This is a genomic window from Croceitalea sp. P059 (genome assembly GCF_031846365.1).
GTDB lineage: Bacteria > Bacteroidota > Bacteroidia > Flavobacteriales > Flavobacteriaceae > Croceitalea > Croceitalea vernalis.
The window spans coordinates 226,154-244,589 of record NZ_JAVRHW010000003.1; the positions used below are offsets into that span (position 1 = coordinate 226,154).

At 34.0% G+C, this 18,436-nt stretch carries 16 protein-coding genes; 6 read left to right on the top strand and 10 right to left on the bottom strand.

What is annotated here, in order from left to right:
• Window positions 1-33: 33 nt before the first annotated feature.
• The 7 genes from RM542_RS11180 to RM542_RS11210 all read right to left on the bottom strand — a co-directional run bounded on the left by RM542_RS11180 (window position 34) and on the right by RM542_RS11210 (window position 10,286).
• Entirely contained in the window at window positions 34-3,069 is a 3,036-nt protein-coding gene (locus RM542_RS11180; RefSeq protein WP_311385834.1) for a TonB-dependent receptor, read from the bottom strand.
• A gap of 237 nt (window positions 3,070-3,306) precedes the next feature.
• A complete protein-coding gene (locus tag RM542_RS11185; protein WP_311385835.1) occupies window positions 3,307-6,021 on the bottom strand; it encodes a LuxR C-terminal-related transcriptional regulator in 2,715 nt (904 codons plus the stop codon).
• A 153-nt stretch (window positions 6,022-6,174) separates the two neighbouring features.
• The gene (locus RM542_RS11190; RefSeq protein WP_311386102.1) at window positions 6,175-6,450 is read right to left on the bottom strand and encodes an ATP-dependent Clp protease adaptor ClpS; all 276 of its coding nucleotides are present in this window, start codon (window positions 6,448-6,450) and stop codon (window positions 6,175-6,177) included.
• Window positions 6,451-6,469: 19 nt separating this feature from the next.
• Entirely contained in the window at window positions 6,470-7,297 is an 828-nt protein-coding gene (prmA, locus tag RM542_RS11195; RefSeq protein WP_311385836.1) for a 50S ribosomal protein L11 methyltransferase, read from the bottom strand.
• 18 nt (window positions 7,298-7,315) lie between these two features.
• Window positions 7,316-8,065, bottom strand: coding sequence for a triose-phosphate isomerase (gene tpiA / locus RM542_RS11200; protein WP_311385837.1), 750 nt, complete (start codon window positions 8,063-8,065; stop codon window positions 7,316-7,318).
• A gap of 11 nt (window positions 8,066-8,076) precedes the next feature.
• Window positions 8,077-9,747, bottom strand: a complete 1,671-nt coding sequence (locus tag RM542_RS11205; protein ID WP_311385838.1) for a BT_3928 family protein — start codon at window positions 9,745-9,747, stop codon at window positions 8,077-8,079.
• Window positions 9,744-10,286 (bottom strand): DUF1599 domain-containing protein, encoded by a 543-nt coding sequence (locus tag RM542_RS11210; protein WP_311385839.1) that lies wholly within the window; start codon window positions 10,284-10,286, stop codon window positions 9,744-9,746. The genes RM542_RS11205 and RM542_RS11210 overlap by 4 nt, the downstream gene beginning before the upstream one ends.
• A 91-nt stretch (window positions 10,287-10,377) precedes the next feature.
• Here RM542_RS11210 and folP point away from each other — a divergent pair, with 91 nt between their 5' ends.
• The 3 genes from folP to RM542_RS11225 are packed head-to-tail and all read left to right on the top strand — an operon-like array spanning window position 10,378 to window position 12,841.
• Window positions 10,378-11,217: a dihydropteroate synthase gene (gene folP / locus RM542_RS11215; protein WP_311385840.1), complete on the top strand. Its 840-nt coding sequence runs from the start codon at window positions 10,378-10,380 to the stop codon at window positions 11,215-11,217.
• A 38-nt stretch (window positions 11,218-11,255) separates the two neighbouring features.
• Window positions 11,256-12,041 (top strand): diadenylate cyclase, encoded by a 786-nt coding sequence (locus tag RM542_RS11220; RefSeq protein WP_311385841.1) that lies wholly within the window; start codon window positions 11,256-11,258, stop codon window positions 12,039-12,041.
• Window positions 12,041-12,841: a DUF3667 domain-containing protein gene (locus tag RM542_RS11225; protein ID WP_311385842.1), complete on the top strand. Its 801-nt coding sequence runs from the start codon at window positions 12,041-12,043 to the stop codon at window positions 12,839-12,841. Before RM542_RS11220 ends, RM542_RS11225 begins: the two co-directional genes overlap by 1 nt.
• Window position 12,842: 1 nt before the next feature.
• Here the strand turns inward: RM542_RS11225 and RM542_RS11230 are convergent, their stop codons facing one another.
• Window positions 12,843-14,615 (bottom strand): ABC transporter ATP-binding protein, encoded by a 1,773-nt coding sequence (locus RM542_RS11230; protein ID WP_311385843.1) that lies wholly within the window; start codon window positions 14,613-14,615, stop codon window positions 12,843-12,845.
• A complete protein-coding gene (gene truA / locus RM542_RS11235) occupies window positions 14,608-15,354 on the bottom strand; it encodes a tRNA pseudouridine(38-40) synthase TruA (RefSeq protein WP_311385844.1) in 747 nt (248 codons plus the stop codon). The genes RM542_RS11230 and truA overlap by 8 nt, the downstream gene beginning before the upstream one ends.
• Window positions 15,355-15,442: 88 nt before the next feature.
• On the opposite strand from truA, the gene RM542_RS11240 reads away from it, so the two are divergent.
• From RM542_RS11240 to RM542_RS11250, 3 genes are read left to right on the top strand one after another with little or no spacing between them, the layout of a single operon-like run.
• Window positions 15,443-15,937, top strand: coding sequence for a metallophosphoesterase family protein (locus RM542_RS11240; protein WP_311385845.1), 495 nt, complete (start codon window positions 15,443-15,445; stop codon window positions 15,935-15,937).
• 2 nt (window positions 15,938-15,939) lie between these two features.
• Complete coding sequence (locus RM542_RS11245) at window positions 15,940-16,866, top strand: MBL fold metallo-hydrolase (protein WP_311385846.1); 927 nt, start codon at window positions 15,940-15,942, stop codon at window positions 16,864-16,866.
• Between the two features lie 50 nt (window positions 16,867-16,916).
• Window positions 16,917-17,780, top strand: a complete 864-nt coding sequence (locus tag RM542_RS11250; protein WP_311385847.1) for a DUF6503 family protein — start codon at window positions 16,917-16,919, stop codon at window positions 17,778-17,780.
• A gap of 81 nt (window positions 17,781-17,861) precedes the next feature.
• Here the strand turns inward: RM542_RS11250 and RM542_RS11255 are convergent, their stop codons facing one another.
• Window positions 17,862-18,272 (bottom strand): DUF4293 domain-containing protein, encoded by a 411-nt coding sequence (locus RM542_RS11255; RefSeq protein WP_311385848.1) that lies wholly within the window; start codon window positions 18,270-18,272, stop codon window positions 17,862-17,864.
• Window positions 18,273-18,436 lie beyond the last annotated feature (164 nt).

The window sequence follows — 18,436 nt, forward strand, 5'->3', positions numbered from 1 at the left end:
TGTCTTGCTATATTTTGTTTTGTATTCATCCTATTAAAATTTAAGATTTAACCCCAATAAATATGTTCTAGGAACTGGATAAAAACCCTGATCAATACCTGCGCCTATTGGAGCTCCAGAAGACGCACTTGGATCATAACCTCTATACTTTGTAAATGTGTAAATATTATTTGCAGACAGATAAATTCTTAACTTATCCGCTCCCATTTTTTCCATAAGGTGATTAGGAAAAGTATAACCAATTTGTGCATTCTGTATTCTAACAAAAGAACCATCCTCTACAAAAAAGTCAGAGAATAAGGTGTTTGAAGTGGCTCCAGTTGTCAGTCTTGGAAATTCATTTGTGGAGCCCTCCCCAGTCCAACGATTGATTGTATATACTGATCTATTAACTAAAGGTTGATTTCTTTCATAATTTCGAACAATTTCATTACCTACAGAAGCAAAAGCATAGGCACCAAAATCAATACTTTTATAATTGATTGATAAATTTAGACCCATTGTCGCATCTGGTATTGGATTACCAATATCTATTCTATCATCAGTGTCTATAATTCCATCACTATTTTGATCTACAAAACGTAGATCTCCGGGCGCTGCATTTGCCTGGGTTGCATGCGAGTTAACTTCGTCTTGATTTTGAAAAATACCATTGGTTTCTAATCCATAGAAGAACCCAATTGGTTTCCCAGCTTCCATTCTTGCTGGTGGGTCCTGGCCAACCCCAAAACTACCTCCTTGTAAAAATCCTGCTTCATTATTTACTTGGGTAACTTCATTGGTTAAAAATGTTACGTTATAGTTTAATCCAAAATTAAAGTCTTTACTTCTATCGCTTTGGTATCCAATTGCAAATTCAAATCCTGAATTTTCTACCGTACCTCCATTAACAACCGGGGCTTGCGCACCGGGTGCGTTAGCACCTAAAATTCCTGAAACTTGAGGCTGCAATAAGAGACCTTCTGTTGTCTTATTAAAATAATCAGCCGTAATATCTATTTTACTATTAAACAATTTTAAATCAACTCCGATATCATAAGTCTTTTGTTCTTCCCATTGGATTGCTGGGTTCGGCAAAACACCTATAGCTTGGCCAAAAACCAATTGATTGTTTAGCACATAGGCTCCTTCACCATTTAAAATACCTCTAAAACCATTACCAGGTATTCTATCATTCCCTAATATTCCGTAACTAGCTCTGAACTTTAAGAAGTTAACGGCATTACTGTTCACTAAAAACTCCTCATCAGATGCAATCCAACCTATTGATCCAGAAGGGAAATATCCAAATCGATTATCAGGTCCAAATTTTGTAGAACCATCTCTTCGTATAACACCAGAAAAAAGATATCTTCCTTTATAATCGTATTGGATTCTTGCGAAATAAGAAAGAAGACGTTCATCAAACTTTCCGCTTAGTCCACTATCTTGAAGTCCGTTTCTAATATCGACTGCATTTATCAAATCTGCTTCGGCAAAACTTACTTCGTTCTCAAAAAATCCTTGTGTACCTCCAGAAAATTGTCCTTTCGTCACAAATACAGAAGTTCCTAAAGTGGCTTGAAAATTATGGTCTTCACTAAGACGTTTATTGTAATTTATAAAAGAATCAAAAGTGTAGTCTTTAAAAATATCCTTATTGGTAGTTAGGTTAGGTCTATCAATATTATTAAAAACCTTACCAGCGCCAAAAAATGCAACTGGAGAGAAAAACCTACCCTTTACTTCTGCATAATTGAACTGCAAACTAGATTCTACAGTGAAGTCATTCCAAAATTTATAGTTTAAGGCTGTTTTACCACTTATTCTTACAACATCATTTGAATTGAAAGTATTTTCAATTTGAGCTAAGGGATTAATTACTTCATTCCCCAATCCCTGGGCTAAAGTAAATGCACCATTAGCTTCTCTAACACCAAATGTTGGGGCATTATTTAGGGCATTAAATAAAACTGAGCCAATTCCGTTTTCAGATAATGTCTTTCTTTCAGTCCCTGTGTAAATGAGATTAGCAGTAAATTTTAAGTTTTCAAGAAGGTCAGTATTAAAATTAATTCGGCTTGTAAAACGTTTAAAATTTGCCTTACTTCCTCCAACAATTCCATCTTGAGTTAACAAAGAACTACCAAAAGAAAAGGTAGATTTTTCTGTTCCCCCGGTAATTGTAATATTGTGATTAATGATTGGAGCATTTTGAAAAACCTCATCTTGCCAATTTGTACCGACCCCGAAATCAGAAACATTTGGAAAGGGATTAGCTTGACCACCAGCAGCAAATGCTTCATTTGTCAATAAAGCGTACTCCGTAGCGTTTAGTACTGGAATAGTTCTAGAAGTCTGTTGGTAACCGCCATAAACGTCATAACTAAACTTAAGCTTTGAATTTTTTCTTCCTGTCTTTGTTGTAATTAATACAACCCCATTTGCAGCTCTAACACCGTAAATACCTGCGGTTGCATCTTTTAGAACATTGATACTTTCAATATCACCTGGATTTAGAACACTTAAGTCTTCTATAACATTACCATCAACCAAGATTAAAGGACGATTATCCCCATTTGTAGAAATACCTCGAATTCGTATGTTAGATCCACTACCTGGTGATCCGGACTCTGCAGTAATATTGACACCTGCGACTTGGCCTTGTAGAGCTTGCTCTATACGTGTAGGGTTTAACTCCTCAATGGTTTCTGCACCTACCACTGCAACAGCACCTGTAATTTCTTTTTTGGTTTGAGTTCCGTAACCAATTACAACAACTTCATCTAATGCACTTACGTCTTCCCTTAGATAAAGTGAAATAGAATCCTGATTAGAAACCGTTATCTCTTGTGTTTTAAAACTTATATATGAGAATACTAAAATATCTCCTACAGCTACATTAGGTAGTGAAAAATTACCATCAAAATCTGTTGTCGTTCCGTTTGATGTGTTTTTCACAAAAACGTTTACACCTGGTAAAACATCATTAATGTCTGCATCGTAAACCGTACCTGTAGCGGTGAACTGCTGACCGTATGTTACTATGGTCACAAGTATAAAAATTAATAAAGTATAGAACTGCTTCATTTAAGGCCTATTAGAATAGTGCAATATATATTGCATTATTACGAATTCCTTAAATAATACCCATACAAAAAACATACATGATAATTTTTTTAAGGTATAATTAACATAAACTCAAGAGTACAAGGCCTTTTCGGACACTTAAGGTATTTTCATTTTGTAAGATTTAGTTCGATAAAAAGTTAAACAAAATGAATGTGTATAGGTAATGTTGTGGTACTAAAAAATAATGTATGGTTGCTATAACTCCAAAATATAGGTAACCAAGCCTCTTTCATGTTCTAAATTCATTTTTTTTCTTAACCGATAGCGTTTTACCTCTACACTGCGAACAGAAATATTAAGCAAAGGTGCTATTTCTTTAGAGGAAAGATTTAATCTTAAATAGGCACATAATCGTAAATCGTTAGCTGTAAGTTCTGGATGTATATCTTTTATTTTCTTTAAGAAATCCTTATCTGCATTATTAAAAGCTTCTTCAAAAAATTTCCAATCATCTTCATTACTAATGTTTTTGTCTATTGTTTTAATTACCGCCTTAACGTGATTTGTATTATCTATCTGTGATAATTGCTCCTTGATTGTACTTAAAAACTTATTCTTTTTAATCATACTCATTGTTGCAACCGCTAATTCACGATTCTTTGCTTCAATTTCACTTTTTAACTTTTCATTTTTAACTTGAATAAGTTCTTTCTCTGTTTTTAACTTTTTTCTCTTTAATTTCTTTTTTTCTAAATCTAAAAGTCGATTTTGTTTGGTAGTATAGTACTTCTTATATATTCGATGAACACCTAAGAATGTCAGAACTAATGCCAAAATGTAAAGAATAATAGCTACCGTTGATAGATACCAAGGCCGATTAATCTTAAAACTATATTTAGCTGCATTATCTGTAAGTATATTGTCAACTTTTGCCCTAACTTCAAATTGATATTCATTATACTTCAAATTGTTAAAAACAACTTCCGCATTACTAGTCCATGGGCTCCAAACATCAAAAAGGCCCATGAGCCTATATTGATAATTGACCTCAGAGTACTTGCTAAATTGTGGTACACTGTAATTAAAGACAATAGAATTGTTTTCATACTCCAATTCTGTTTCAGTAGACAAACCTATTTGTTCCGGTTGACCTAAACCACTTTTACTTTCAACTTGATTTATGGCAATAGTATAAGTGGACTCTTTGGTTTTATCATTATCTAGTATAACATAACCATTGGAAATACCAATTAGATATTGCTCGTCCTTAATTCTAGTCAAATTTTCAAAACCTGATACTCCTAAACTTCTACGAAAAAACGGAGGAATTGAAATTGTTTTTATGCCTAATGATGCATTAAAGGTATTTGGATAAATGTAGGAAAGACCACTATGTGTAAAACACCAAAATCGGTTTACTTCATTATCTGGCATTAAAATACTTGTTATGCCACCTGCCTCTTCAAATAAATACTTGATTAAAACATCATCAGGTGTAAAAGTTAAACTATCTCTATTCTTGGTAAATGCTGCATCAAGTGATGTATAAATGATACTATCTTGATACTTCAGAATACTTGATCCATGACCCATAATCGGATGAGTATTGATTTGATTTACTGAGGTGTTTATTGAATCCAATGACAATTCATAAAGCCCTTTATATTCGTGATTAACGAGTATTTTTTTATTATCTAAAACCTCGAAAAAACGACTTGATATATTGAAGCCTTCGATTTTGTTTTGAAAAATCCAATTCCCATTTTCTTTTTTCAAAAACGATAATCCGTCATAATTTCCTTGTAATAATAAATCTGGGTACTCTTTAGACGCTTTAATATCCCATGTACCTGGTAAGTTTGAAATAAGTTTAGCTTTATTATTATCAATACTAAAAGTCCCATTATTATGACCACAAAACAACGTATTGTCTATAAGCCTTAAACTCCACACCTGACCATCGGTTCCCGGTATCATTTTAAAGTCTACCTCACTATTTTCAGGCTTGAAAAACAAACCCTGATTGGTACCTAGATATAAATCACCTTCATAAAGTATAGAGGCATAAACCAAACCTAACCGACCAAGATTATCTACATATTCATTGAATGGAGAATTAATATTTATAACACTTAAACCATTATCCAAGCCAAGCCATAAATTGTCATCAATATCTTGAAAAGTGGACAATACAGTATTGTTATTTAAGCCCTTTCGTTGGTCTATTTTTCTCAATAATTCTCCTTCGTGACTTATTTGAAAAATTCCTTTGGAAATTGTCCCTAAAACAAAAGAGCCATCTGAAAGTCTTTCTGTACAATAAACATTAACCCCCTCCAGTTCATTAGCTGCAGGTATTTTCCATTCAACAACTTCAACCCCATTCATTCTAAGAAATCTAGCATCGTCTAACACCAGAACAAGACCGTTCTTATCTTTATGCATTCCTACAACGCCCTTATCTTTCAAAATACTGTGCTCGATAATCACTTCAGGCAAACCATTTTCAATTTTGTACACACTAAAATCTTCACTTTGAAAATAAATTGATTCATCCACTTTAAAAATATGGGCCTTGGTAGATTTTGCTTCTAAAACTTTGAACTGACCGGTCTTAATATTATAGCTATAAATTCTATCTAAGGATTGAAACAAAACCCAGTCTTGTAAAGTCAAAATATTCCAAAACTCCTCATCTTCAAGCATCGGTTCCTTAAGTCTTTCAGAGATAGAGGTGTAATTAAGGTCACCTAGTTTATCTTTTTTCCAAAATCCAAATTCCATATACTGACCGGTAAAAAGCAGGGAATCCTTTGAACTGACAGCTCTGAATATTGAGGCGTTCGGAGAATTGTATTTACTCCAACGGACACCGTCATACTCAAGAAGATTGTGATTGTTAGCTATATAAATATGCTTATCAAACCCTTGAGTAATATCCCAGTTTTGATTCTCCCCATTATAGTTCAAAGGGGTAAAGTTTTGAATTGGAGGTAGCGCTTGCGAAAAAATGCAATTGAGACAGAATAGACAAAAAAGAAATGATAGCGCGCGCAAAGTAAACTATAAAATAAGTTTAGCTAAAGATAAGAAACTATAGAGCCTAAATCTAATTTGAGACTATTACACCAACTCGGCGCTTAAGCCAGCTTGTAGTAATCTGGAACACCTAGGTTTTAAATCATCATACTCACCAGTTTTTACAGTACACTTACCATTGTGATGAACAATTAAAGAACATTGCTCAGCTTGCTCTGGGGTATGATCACAAACAGAAATTAAAGTATTTATTACGTGGTCAAAGGTATTGACCTCATCATTAAAAAGTACGATTTCATTTTGCTTTAGAACTTCTTCTTCTAAAAGTAACTCTTCGGAGATTTTTTCTTTAGTTCCCATATTCTTGCCTTCCTGTAAACTAAAATACATATTTTGCCGCAACCCAATTATTCTTTTCGTAATTTTTTTCAAATCGCAAATTAAACGCCTTACATTTTTCAGATATCATATCTAAATCACTTGAATAGAAGCCACTTAGAAATAGTAATCCTTTACTATTTAATGAAGAAGCATAAATAGGAATATCTTCTAAAAGAATATTTCTATTAATATTAGCCAAAATAATATCATATTTTTTACCCAACAGCAGATTCGAATTACCTTCAAAAACCTCAATCTTCTTACAGTTATTTCGATCTGCGTTTTCTATAGCATTGAGATAGCACCAGTTGTCCATATCTATTGCTTCAAGATGAGTTGCTCCTCGCATTTCAGCCAAAATAGCCAAGACACCAGTACCACAACCCATATCAAGGACTTTCTTGTTTTTAAAGTCATTATCAAGAATATGAGAGAGCATCATATGAGTTGTCTCATGATGACCAGTACCAAAACTCATTTTTGGCTCAATAATGATATCGTAATCTACATAAGATTTTTGATGAAATGGCGCTCTAACCATACATCGTTCATCAACCACAATTGGGTTAAAACTTTTTTCCCACTCTTCATTCCAATTTTGCTGAGCAACAGATTTGGAGGTCCATTCAATTGCGAATTCATCCGAACTCAAAATATGTATGGCATTAAGTTCTCCTTCATCAAATTTTGATTCTGAAATGTAAGCGGTCAATCCACTTTCATTCTCTACAAAACTTTCAAAACCAATTTCACTGAGCTCAGCAATAATAATGTCTGAAGCTGGTTGCAATGGCGCAATACTAAATTGAAACTCTAAATAGATCAATATCTCTTTTTAAATTCTTTATATGGCCTTAACAATAGCCATAAAGTCATCGCACTTTAAAGATGCTCCACCAATTAGACCACCATCAACATCAGTTTTAGAAAAAATTTCTTTTGCATTGTTTGGTTTTACGCTACCACCATAAAGAATGGTGACATTGTCTGCCACACTGTTATTGAATGCCTCAGCAATTGTTTTACGAATAAAAGCATGCATTTCTTGCGCTTGTTCTGGGCTAGCAGTTTCTCCTGTACCTATTGCCCAAACTGGCTCATAGGCCAATACTATTTGTTTCCAAGATGATGCATCTAAATCAAATAAAGCATTCTTGAGTTGACTTTCTACCACATTAAAATGATCACCTGATTTCCTGTCTTCTAACTCTTCGCCAAAGCAGAAAATAACTTTCATTTCTTTAGCAAGTGCTGTCTTAACTTTTTTCGCTAAAAGCTCGTCATTTTCACCAAAAATTGAACGACGTTCAGAGTGCCCTATAATGACAGTATCTACGTCAATATTCAATAACATATCTGCTGATATCTCTCCTGTAAAAGCACCATTTTCCTCAAAATGCATGTTCTGAGCAGCAACTTGAATAACTGAATGTGATAATTGATTCACCGCTGAAGCAAGATTCACAAATGTTGGTGCAACAATTACCTCAGCATTGGTGTCTGGTAATTTTGCCGCTAACTCACCTAAAAGAGCTTCAGTCTCTTCAAGATTTTTATTCATTTTCCAGTTTCCTGCAACTATTTTAGTTCTCATATTTATATTGCTTATTTAATAAGTTCAGGTATCAACCTGTTTATTTCTTCAATTGTATAATATTTCAACTCAAAACCTTCTCCGTACATATCAATAGCACTTTCTTCAAAAGTAGATCCAAAACCTGCCCTTCTCCTCCAAATATTAACTGAGTCTTTGTTTTTTAATGGCCACATAAATGTTAATTCTTTAGGGCTATTTATATAGTAAGAAGAACTTTGAGTACCGTAAATCTGTGGTTTGTTTTGGTTAGTTAAATGCCTATCCAACATCATCGCATATAGCCTAAAGGGAAGTTCATTTTGTCCGGAGGCCTCTTTAATAATATCAATATATTTATCAATCTTATTAGAATGCTGAATAACATACCAAGCTGCTTTGCCTGCTTTATCTCCTACCATACTTTTACCAGGATAACCAGATTGAGCAATAATTTTTTCGACATATTTTAAATTTGAGCTGTCGATTTCCATTTGAAGACCCCAAGTTTCCATGTTGGGATTAGCTCTATACTTTTGATCTAGAACCATTATGCTATCTAAACTCTTCTTAAGGTTGAAATCAAAATAAATACCATTATCCGGTTCTTTAAATTCCAATTCATCTAAATCATTATAATGTACTTTTTGCAGAATGGTACCTTTCTCAAGAACAAGAACAGCAGGATTAGAACGAACGATTGTTTTTAAAGTAGTTTCATCTGTAAAGTAAAAATCAAAATTTAAATCATGTTCCCTTTTAAGAGCATTACCTATTTCATTACTTGAAGCAGACATTGCGATGACCTTGTATCCTTTTCTAATAGCCTCATCCGTTACATTTTTGACCTCATCAAATACTGCGTAATTACTTTTCGCAAGGTCATATGCAATTACCATAACTAGCTTGTCTTTTTGCAGCATAGATGTCGTAAAATCTCCACTATCCTTTTCAATGGTAAAATCGTGAACAGGAGGCTCATAACCTTTCTGAATTTCGGTTGTTTCCACTCCAATAAATTCTCCTTCAACACTTGGGTAATCACCATTAGTCAGTATGATTTGTTCTTGGCCATTCACTTCAAATTTCCAAGCGTACTCATAAATAGCTTTAGGTGCATCATTTGGTACTGACATTCCCTCTTCAATATTTGCTCCTATTTTATATGGTCTAAAATCTTTTGATGGTAAATGATTGAGAACCTGATAACAGAAAGCAATGCAACCTACAAGAGAAATTATTAAAACGGCGGTATTTAGTTTTTTACCAAAAAGTCCTTTAATATGTTTAACACCTAATACAAGGATAAGAATTAGTACTAGCAGAATGACATCTTTTGTAAATGACTCCCATGGAGTAAGCTTTACAGCATCACCAAAACAACCGCAATCTGTAACCTTATTAAAATAGGCTGAGTAAAAGGTCAAGAATGTAAAAAAGACAATCATTGCTAGAAGACTCCAAACGGTAAATTTTGATTTAAAGCCAATGAGTAGCATTATTCCTAACAAAACTTCTATAATAACCACCACAATGGCTATGGCCAAGGCATAGGGCATTAAAAACGGCAAATCCAGCACGCCTTGACTAAAATATTCTTCTAATTTGAATGAAAAACCTACTGGATCGTTCAGTTTAATTAGTCCGCTTATGATAAACAGAACACCAACGAATATTCTTGAAAGAGCTACTAAATATTTCATTTCTTCTCGCTTAAATGAATTAGTGCAAATACTGCGTAATTAATCATGTCTTGATAGTTTGCATCAACCCCCTCACTCACTATAGTCTGACCTTTATTATTTTCAATTTCTTTAACCCGCAGTAGCTTTTGCAAAATCAAATCAGTTAAAGAACTTACTCTCATCTCACGCCAAGCCTCTCCATAATCATGGTTCTTATCCTCCATTAATTTTTTGGTTAAGGCAACCTTGTCATCATATAAAGAAATAGCTTGTTCAGCTTCCAAATCAGGAGTATCTACAACCCCTTTTTCCATTTGAATTAAGGCCATTACGGAATAGTTGATGATACCAATAAATTCTGATTGCTCACCTTCATCAACTTTTCTGGTTTCATTTTCTTGCAAACTTCTAATACGCTGGGCTTTAATGAAAATTTGATCCGTTAAAGAGGGTAGCCTCAAAATACGCCATGCTGTACCGTAGTCTTTTGTTTTATTTACAAATAGCTTGCGACATTCGGTAATAACGGAATCGTACTGTTGCGAGGTTTGTTGCATATAGGTTAATTTGTGTAAATTTCGTCAAATCTAATAGACTCAAATTTAGCAACGTCAAAGATAATGAAACCCATTAAAGCGAAGTTTTTTTATGACTATAAACTGTAAGGGAAAATTAATTGATTTAAATACACCAATTGTGATGGGTGTTCTAAACCTTACACCTGATTCTTTTTACGATGGTGGTAAGTTTAGAAAACCAGCTTTAATCTTAAAACAAGTTGAAAAAATGCTTCAAGAAAATGCAAGCATTTTAGACTTAGGTGCATACAGTTCTAGGCCAGGAGCAGAACATGTATCTGAAGATGAAGAGCTTTTGCGCTTACTGCCAATCATAAATCTGATTTTAAAAGAATTTCCGAAGGCTGTTTTATCTATTGACACCTTTAGAAGTAAAGTCGCTGATAAATCAATACAGTTAGGAGCCGCGATTATTAATGATATTTCGGCAGGTAATCTTGACGAGAACATAGCAGACATTGTTGCAAAACACCAAGTGCCTTACATTATGATGCATATGAAGGGTACTCCAAAAAACATGAAGGACCTTACAGATTATGATGACCTGATTAAAGAGTTGCTAAAATATTTTTCAGAAAAAGTAGCTATTGCAAGAAAAAAGAAAATAAACGATATCATTATAGACCCTGGTTTTGGTTTTGCAAAAACAAGGGAACAAAATTTTCAACTATTAGCCCATTTTGACTTGTTTCAAACTTTTGATTTACCCCTTTTAGCAGGCTTAAGCCGAAAATCAATGATTTATAAAACTTTAAATTCAACACCTTCAGAAGCTTTAAATGGAACAACCGCCTTACATATGGTTGCTTTACAAAATGGTGCTAACATTTTAAGAGCGCACGATGTAAAAGAAGCAAATGAATGTATTAGCCTTTTTAAAGAACTAAAGGCAAATAGAATTTCGATTTAAGTAGCGCTATTTTTCATAATTTTACAAAAACACCGCCATTGGACTTTCTTAATTTTTTGGAGTTTAAAATCACTGATTTCATCGATATCATTCTGGTTGCGGTTCTCCTCTACTACATCTACAAACTTGTAAAAGGCACGGTTGCCATCAATATTTTTATTGGTATAGTAATTGTTTGGGCACTTTGGAAGTTAACCGAATTGCTACAAATGAAAATGATTAGCAGTATGGTTGGGGGCTTTATGAATATCGGGTTAATAGCTCTAATCATAGTGTTCCAGCAAGAAATTCGAAAGTTCCTTTTAATGATTGGTTCTACCAATTTTGCATCTAAAAGAAATTTCATCAAACATTTTAAATTTTTAAAACAAGAAGCATTACCTACTGATACAGATGTCTCAGCTCTTATTGGTGCATGTGAGAAAATGGGAATGAGTAAGACAGGTGCTATTTTGGTGATAGAAAAAAACAATAACCTTGATTTTGTTAAAATCACTGGAGACAAAATGAGTATTGAAATTACGCAACCTATTATTGAAAGTATTTTCTACAAAAACAGCCCATTACATGATGGTGCGGCTATAGTTCAAGATAATTACATAACAGCCACCAGAGTAATTCTGCCTGTTTCCAATGAAAGAACTATTCCATTACGATTTGGATTAAGACATAGAGCAGCTGTTGGTATTACCGAAAAGACAGATGCACTTTGCTTGGTAGTTAGTGAAGAAACTGGGCTCATTTCTTACATCAAAAATGGTGAATTTGTCTTATACAAAAGCCTTGAAGAATTGACCGAAATGATTAAAAAAGACTTGACCTAATGAACTGCAAAAATTGCGAAAACAGCTTACGTACTGATTATAGTTTTTGCCCTGATTGTGGTGCTAAGGTCATTCGCAATAGAATAACCGTAAAGAACTTATGGTATGATGCTGTCGAAAGGTTCTTTAATGTTGATAACACTTTTCTAATAACTGTCCTACATCTTTTTACTAAGCCTGAAAAAGTCATCATTGGTTACATAGAGGGTGTTCGCAAAAAGTACCTAAACCCAATCAGCTATTTTACCATTGCGGTAACAATAGGCGGATTATTTCTTTTTTTGGTTCAAGAATTTTTTCCAGATGCCTTGAGTTTTCAGTTTACTCAAATTGACTCAGAAACAATTAAAGAGAGTGATAAAATTGGATTAGAATTTGGAAAACAGTTTCAAGAGTTAATCTTTAAATATCAGGGCTTATTTTATATTTTGACATTACCAATATTAGCGGCAATCTCACGCCTTGTTTTCATTAATAGGAAGAAATATAATTTTAGTGAACATTTCATCATCAATATTTATGGATATTCACACCTATCTTTATGTATTAATATAATCTATCTGGGTTTGATGTGGAATTCTAAAATTCTATATTATATTGGACTAATTAATGTCCCAATACAAATACTATATTTCACTTATGTTTTTAAAAGAATATTTCAGTTAAATCTTAAACAAACTTTGATTAAACTAATATTCTTTTTATTCATTTTAGGAACACTGTTCTTTATTCTAATGGTATTGATTGCACTTTATATGGTCTTTTTTACTGACATCTTTCAACAAATGGCTCCAAAATAAATTAGGCTACTTCTTCAGACATAAATTGAGCTTCATACAAAGCACTGTAATACCCTTTCTGCTTTAAAAGTTCCTTATGCGAGCCACTCTCCACAATTTTACCAGCTTCCATCACTAAAATTGTATCAGCCTTTTTAATGGTAGCCAAACGATGTGCAATAATAATTGAAGTTCTACCCTCAGTTATTTTGGCAGTTGCCTGTTGTATCAACTGTTCTGAATATGTATCTACTGACGAAGTAGCTTCATCTAAAACCAAAATACTTGGGTTACTTACATAAGCTCTTAAAAATGCAATTAGCTGGCGTTGCCCACTCGAAAGCATCGTTCCTCTTTCTTTGACATTATACTCAAAACCACCAGGTAACCGCATGATAAATTCATGCACACCTATTTCTTTTGCAGCTGCTTCAATCACTTTCATATCTACGGCTTTCTCTTGCAAAGAAATATTGCTTGCTATAGTATCGGCAAATAAAAAGACATCTTGTAAAACCACAGCAATATGAGAACGCAAAGAATGTAATTTATAGTCACGAATATCGGCGCCATCAATAAAGATGTTTCCGGAATTAATCTCATAAAAACGGTTTAAAAGATTAATGATAGTAGACTTACCTGCCCCAGTTGCTCCGACAATGGCGACTGTTTCTCCTGCTTTTACATCAAAAGAAATTCCATGTAAAACCTCTTCATTTTCCAAATATCCAAAACGGACATCTTTGAATTGTATATTCCCTTTAACCTTATCTTTTACTAAACTACCAGCATCGTCTATATGGCTTTCCGTATCAATAATCTTGAATACTCTATTTGCCGCCACCATTCCCATTTGTAGCGTATTAAATTTATCAGCGATTTGACGCAATGGTCTAAATAACAAATCCATCAAAAAGAAAAAAGCGAAAATAGAACCGGTATCATTTAGCATTTGATCATCAATATTTTGAATTACCCCAAAATAAACAACCAAACCAATACCAATAGAATATGAAATTTCAGCGATTGGAAAAAAGATAGAGTTGTACCAAACCGTTTTCAACCAAGCATTTTGATGCTTTTCATTTATCGCTCTAAATTTTTCTTTTTCAATTTCTTCACGATTAAACAACTGCACTATTTTCATACCGGCAATACGCTCTTGCACAAATGAATTCAAGTTTGAAACTTGGGCTCTTACTTCAATAAAAGCAACTTTCATCGCTTGTTGAAACAACCGAGTAGCAACTAAGATTATTGGTAATATGGCAAAAACAATCAAGGCAAGCTTCCAATTAATATAAATCATTACAAAAGCACCCGCTAACATTTTTAACAGGTCAGATACAATTACAAAGAAGCCTTGGCTAAAAATTTCACCTATACGCTGCATATCAGCTACTGCCCTTGTAACAAGCACTCCGATGGACGAATTGTCAAAATAGGTCATTTTAAAACCCATCATCTTTCTAAAAAGCTTAACCCGTAAATCTTTAATTACAGACTCACCCAATAAGTTGGCGAAATAATTAAAGGTCAATTGACAAATCACTTGTCCGAGCAAGACCCCTCCCATTACTAAAACCAAAACGGACAATAAGTCTAAATCACTTTCAGGTAGTGCTGTGTTTATAATTTGCCGAACTAATATTGGGGTAAAAACCGCAAAAGCTGCTAAAAATATAGCCACAAAAGCAACCAACCAAAAAATAGATCTGTATGGTTTTGTAAAGGCAAAAACCCTTTTAAAAAGTCTGAAATCAAATGCTTTACCTTGTTCTTTTTCGTTACTCATTAAATAGCTTTTCTGGGTATCGTATTTTAGTTAAATATAATCCTTTTGCAGGTACTGAGGCACCTGCCATACTCCTATTTTTACTTTCGATAATCGCTCTTATTACCTCCGGTGATTTCTTACCTAATCCAATCTCTAGTAAGGTACCTACAATTGCTCGAACCATGTTTCTTAAAAAACGGTCTGCCGTTATAGTAAATACTAATTTATCTTCTTTTTGCTCCCAAACAGCTTTCTTAATTTTACATAAAAAGGTTTTCACGTCAGTATTCGTTTTTGAAAAGCACTCAAAATCTTCGTACTCTAATAAAACTGCAGCAGCCTTGTTCATGGCCTCAATATCTAAAACAGACCAAATAAAGTGTGCACTCTCTGAGTAAAAAGGGTTCTTTTCTTGGACCAACCAATACTCATACGTACGTTCTAAAGCATCAAAACGTGCATGGGCATCTGGTGTAACTGAACAAATATCTTTTATCGCTATATCGGTAGGTAAATAATTATTTAATCGCTGGGCTAAATCCGATGGAGAAGGCATCAAGTCAAAATCAAAATGTGCAAACATTTCTTTAGCATGTACACCAGCATCTGTTCTGCCAGCTCCTAGAACGTTTACTTTTGACCTTAAAAGCGTTGAAAGGCCTTCTTCTAAAACTTGTTGTACTGTAATTGCATTGGGTTGATTCTGCCAACCGTGATATGCCTTTCCGAAATAAGAGAATTGAACAAAATATCTCAACCTAAACAACTATTTTTAACAGGATAAAGATACTTGAAACCATAGGAAGGTTTGTTACCCCATTTTAATTTAGCATATTTTTAGCGTTATGACCAAAATTCTATTGCTTTCTGACACCCACGGTCATATGGATGATGCCATATTGAAGTATGCAAGAAGCGCCGATGAGATATGGCATGCTGGAGATATTGGAAATCTTGAAGTTACAGACCAACTAGAGGCTATTAAACCTTTAAAAGGTGTATATGGTAATATTGATGACCATATTATTCAAAAAGAGTTTCCCGAGCATAACCGTTTTTTCTGTGAAGGTGTTGATGTTTGGATTACTCATATTGGGGGCTACCCTACCAAGTATAACGTTAGGGTTCGTGAAGAGATTAAAGCAAATCCTCCAAAACTATTCATATGTGGGCATTCACATATTTTAAAAGTAATGCATGATAAAAAATTAGATGTACTTCATATGAACCCTGGGGCATGCGGAAAACACGGTTTTCATGCTGTTAGAACCATGCTTAGATTTCAAATTGACGGAGAAAAAATTAGTAATCTAGAAGTCATCGAATTAGGTAAACGATAAACATGAAGAAGCTTTTAAACATCATTTTAATTTTTATGTTTGTGAGTTGTCAAGCGCAAACTACCCCAGAAGTATCTTTAGTTATTTTAGGCACAGTTCAAGACGGTGGCAGTCCTCATATTGGCTGTAAAAAGGATTGTTGTAGCACGTTATTTGATCATCCGAACCCGGATAGAAAAGTGGTCTCACTGGGTGTTATCGATCATACAAACAAAAAAACCTTCCTTTTTGATGCTACACCTGACTTACCCTCACAGTTTAAACTTTTGAAAGAGTGGGGTCAAAAAGACGAAGAAGCTCCTGACGGAATTTTCTTGACCCATGCCCATATTGGTCATTATACAGGCCTAATGTTTTTAGGTCGTGAAGCAATGGGCAGTTCATCGGTACCCGTTTATGCCATGCCAAAAATGCAATCTTTTCTTAAAAACAATGGCCCTTGGAGTCAGTTGGTGTCTTTGAAAAATATTGAGCTCAAAGAAGTTAAAAATGAAGAAGCCGTAGCGGTAACAAACAAGCTTAAAGTTATACCTGTTACAGTACCTCATCGCGACGAATTTTCTGAAACTGTTGGGTATACCATTATCGGACCGCAAAAATCTGCACTTTTTATCCCAGATATTGACAAATGGTCTAAATGGGAAAAATCAATTATTGATGAAATTAAAAAGGTAGATTATGCCTTTTTAGATGCCTCTTTTTTTGATGGTAATGAAATTAATAATCGTGATATTTCTGAAATACCGCATCCATTTGTTATTGAAAGTATGGCTCTTTTCAAATTATTACCAGCATCAGAAAAGAACAAAGTACATTTCATCCATTTTAATCACACAAATCCATTATTAAATACCAGTAGTGATGAGGCCAAATTGGTCCTAAAAAATGGTTTTAATATTTCAAAATTTAATGATGTTTTTGGCTTGTAGTAAGGATGATAAATTTATTCGTCTAACACCTCAAATAATAAAAAATCATCATGAAATCAACATTAAAAATTTTAGCAATCTTATCACTTGTATTTATAATTTCTTGTGCTGAAAAAGTAAAAAAAGAAGTTGAAAAAATGGAAGAGACTGCTATGGAAGCAGAGGTGACTCCTAAATACGATACGAGCGACCCGCAAAGTATTTTAAAAGCAATTGAATACGCACACGGAGGGTGGAATGACCTTTGGAAAAAGAAAGATGTGCAATACACTTATAACTACTATAGCACTGACGCCGACAAAACAGACCTATCAACGGAGCGTTATATTTTTAAAAACGAAGCATCTTTTGGCCATTATACCCAACATGAGATTAATGTAATGCCAGAGGTAGATGGTGTTATAACCCACAGTTTTGATGGTGTAAATACTGCAGTACATATTGAAGGTGAAAAAACTGAAGATGCTCAAGGTAATGCAGTTGGAGACTTTATCCGTAGAGCAAATTATTTTTGGTTTGTAATGCCTTATAAATTAAATGATAAAGGAACAATTACCACTTATATTGGCCAAGAAGAGCTCAATGGTATAGCCTATGACAAATTACATGTAACATATGATCCAGAATTAACGGGTAAAGAACAAAATGACATTTATATTTTATATGTAAACCCAGCGACTAAACTAATTGATCGTTTTTACTTTTCGTTACCATTTATGGGGGTGAATGAGCCAATAATAATTGCCGATTATGAATATGAAGACATTGATGGGCAAATGATAGCGACTAAAAGAAATTATTTCATGCCTAGCTCTGATGGATATGCTGAGGCGCCAAATTTGATACAAACATTAACCGACATTAGTTTCAATAACGGTTTTACTCTGGAAACTATAGCGATTATGCCCGAGTAAGCATTTTAAAAAAAGTATAAAGCAAAAAACCCCGATGTTTCCATCGGGGTTTTACGCACTAATACTACTAAGATGTTAGGTTTAACGCAAACGATCTACAGATTTTACAAGATCTTCATCCTTTTTGATAGCTCTGTTGGCCAGAACTAGAAAAACGATAGAAAATACAGGAATCAGCATCCCAATACCCTTCTCAGAAACCGCCGTCTCTCCGGATAAGTTTAGTGATCGGTAAACGAAAAATCCTAGTAAAAAAAGATTTAATATCATGTTCAGTCTGTTCAAAACAAACTGGTTTTGTCTTTTCTTAAATAAAAATATCGCAACAACGGCCAAAATGGCTACTGCGTAAAAAACAATAGAAATCAGTATGTCATTTTTCGCAAAGAATTCTTTATTCTCAGATGCTACCCAAAGATTAACAAAAAAGGGCAGTATTGCTGAGAGCAAAGCAACTATGGTTAAATATAACGTCTGAATTCGTTGAATCATTGTAATTTCCCTTTAGGGACAGCAAAAATACGTGTCTTTTCGATAAATAGCCCTAGTTGTTGAAAAATAATTTGTATCATTGTATCGTTATTAAAAAACACTTACCCCGGGAAATCTTCCCAATTGTAATATCAAGAATAACATTTTACTTCAAAATTTATATA

What these genes read in the sequence shown, in the direction of transcription:
- folP (WP_311385840.1), top strand. Translation starts at nt 10,378, where the DNA reads ATGACTATAAACTGTAAGGGAAAATTAATTGATTTAAATACACCAATT.
- tpiA (WP_311385837.1), bottom strand. Translation starts at nt 8,065, where the DNA reads ATGAGAACTAAAATAGTTGCAGGAAACTGGAAAATGAATAAAAATCTT.
- RM542_RS11230 (WP_311385843.1), bottom strand. Translation starts at nt 14,615, where the DNA reads ATGAGTAACGAAAAAGAACAAGGTAAAGCATTTGATTTCAGACTTTTT.
- RM542_RS11245 (WP_311385846.1), top strand. Translation starts at nt 15,940, where the DNA reads ATGAAGAAGCTTTTAAACATCATTTTAATTTTTATGTTTGTGAGTTGT.
- RM542_RS11210 (WP_311385839.1), bottom strand. Translation starts at nt 10,286, where the DNA reads ATGCAACAAACCTCGCAACAGTACGATTCCGTTATTACCGAATGTCGC.
- RM542_RS11205 (WP_311385838.1), bottom strand. Translation starts at nt 9,747, where the DNA reads ATGAAATATTTAGTAGCTCTTTCAAGAATATTCGTTGGTGTTCTGTTT.
- RM542_RS11225 (WP_311385842.1), top strand. Translation starts at nt 12,041, where the DNA reads ATGAACTGCAAAAATTGCGAAAACAGCTTACGTACTGATTATAGTTTT.
- RM542_RS11180 (WP_311385834.1), bottom strand. Translation starts at nt 3,069, where the DNA reads ATGAAGCAGTTCTATACTTTATTAATTTTTATACTTGTGACCATAGTA.
- RM542_RS11240 (WP_311385845.1), top strand. Translation starts at nt 15,443, where the DNA reads ATGACCAAAATTCTATTGCTTTCTGACACCCACGGTCATATGGATGAT.
- RM542_RS11250 (WP_311385847.1), top strand. Translation starts at nt 16,917, where the DNA reads ATGAAATCAACATTAAAAATTTTAGCAATCTTATCACTTGTATTTATA.
- RM542_RS11255 (WP_311385848.1), bottom strand. Translation starts at nt 18,272, where the DNA reads ATGATTCAACGAATTCAGACGTTATATTTAACCATAGTTGCTTTGCTC.
- RM542_RS11190 (WP_311386102.1), bottom strand. Translation starts at nt 6,450, where the DNA reads ATGGGAACTAAAGAAAAAATCTCCGAAGAGTTACTTTTAGAAGAAGAA.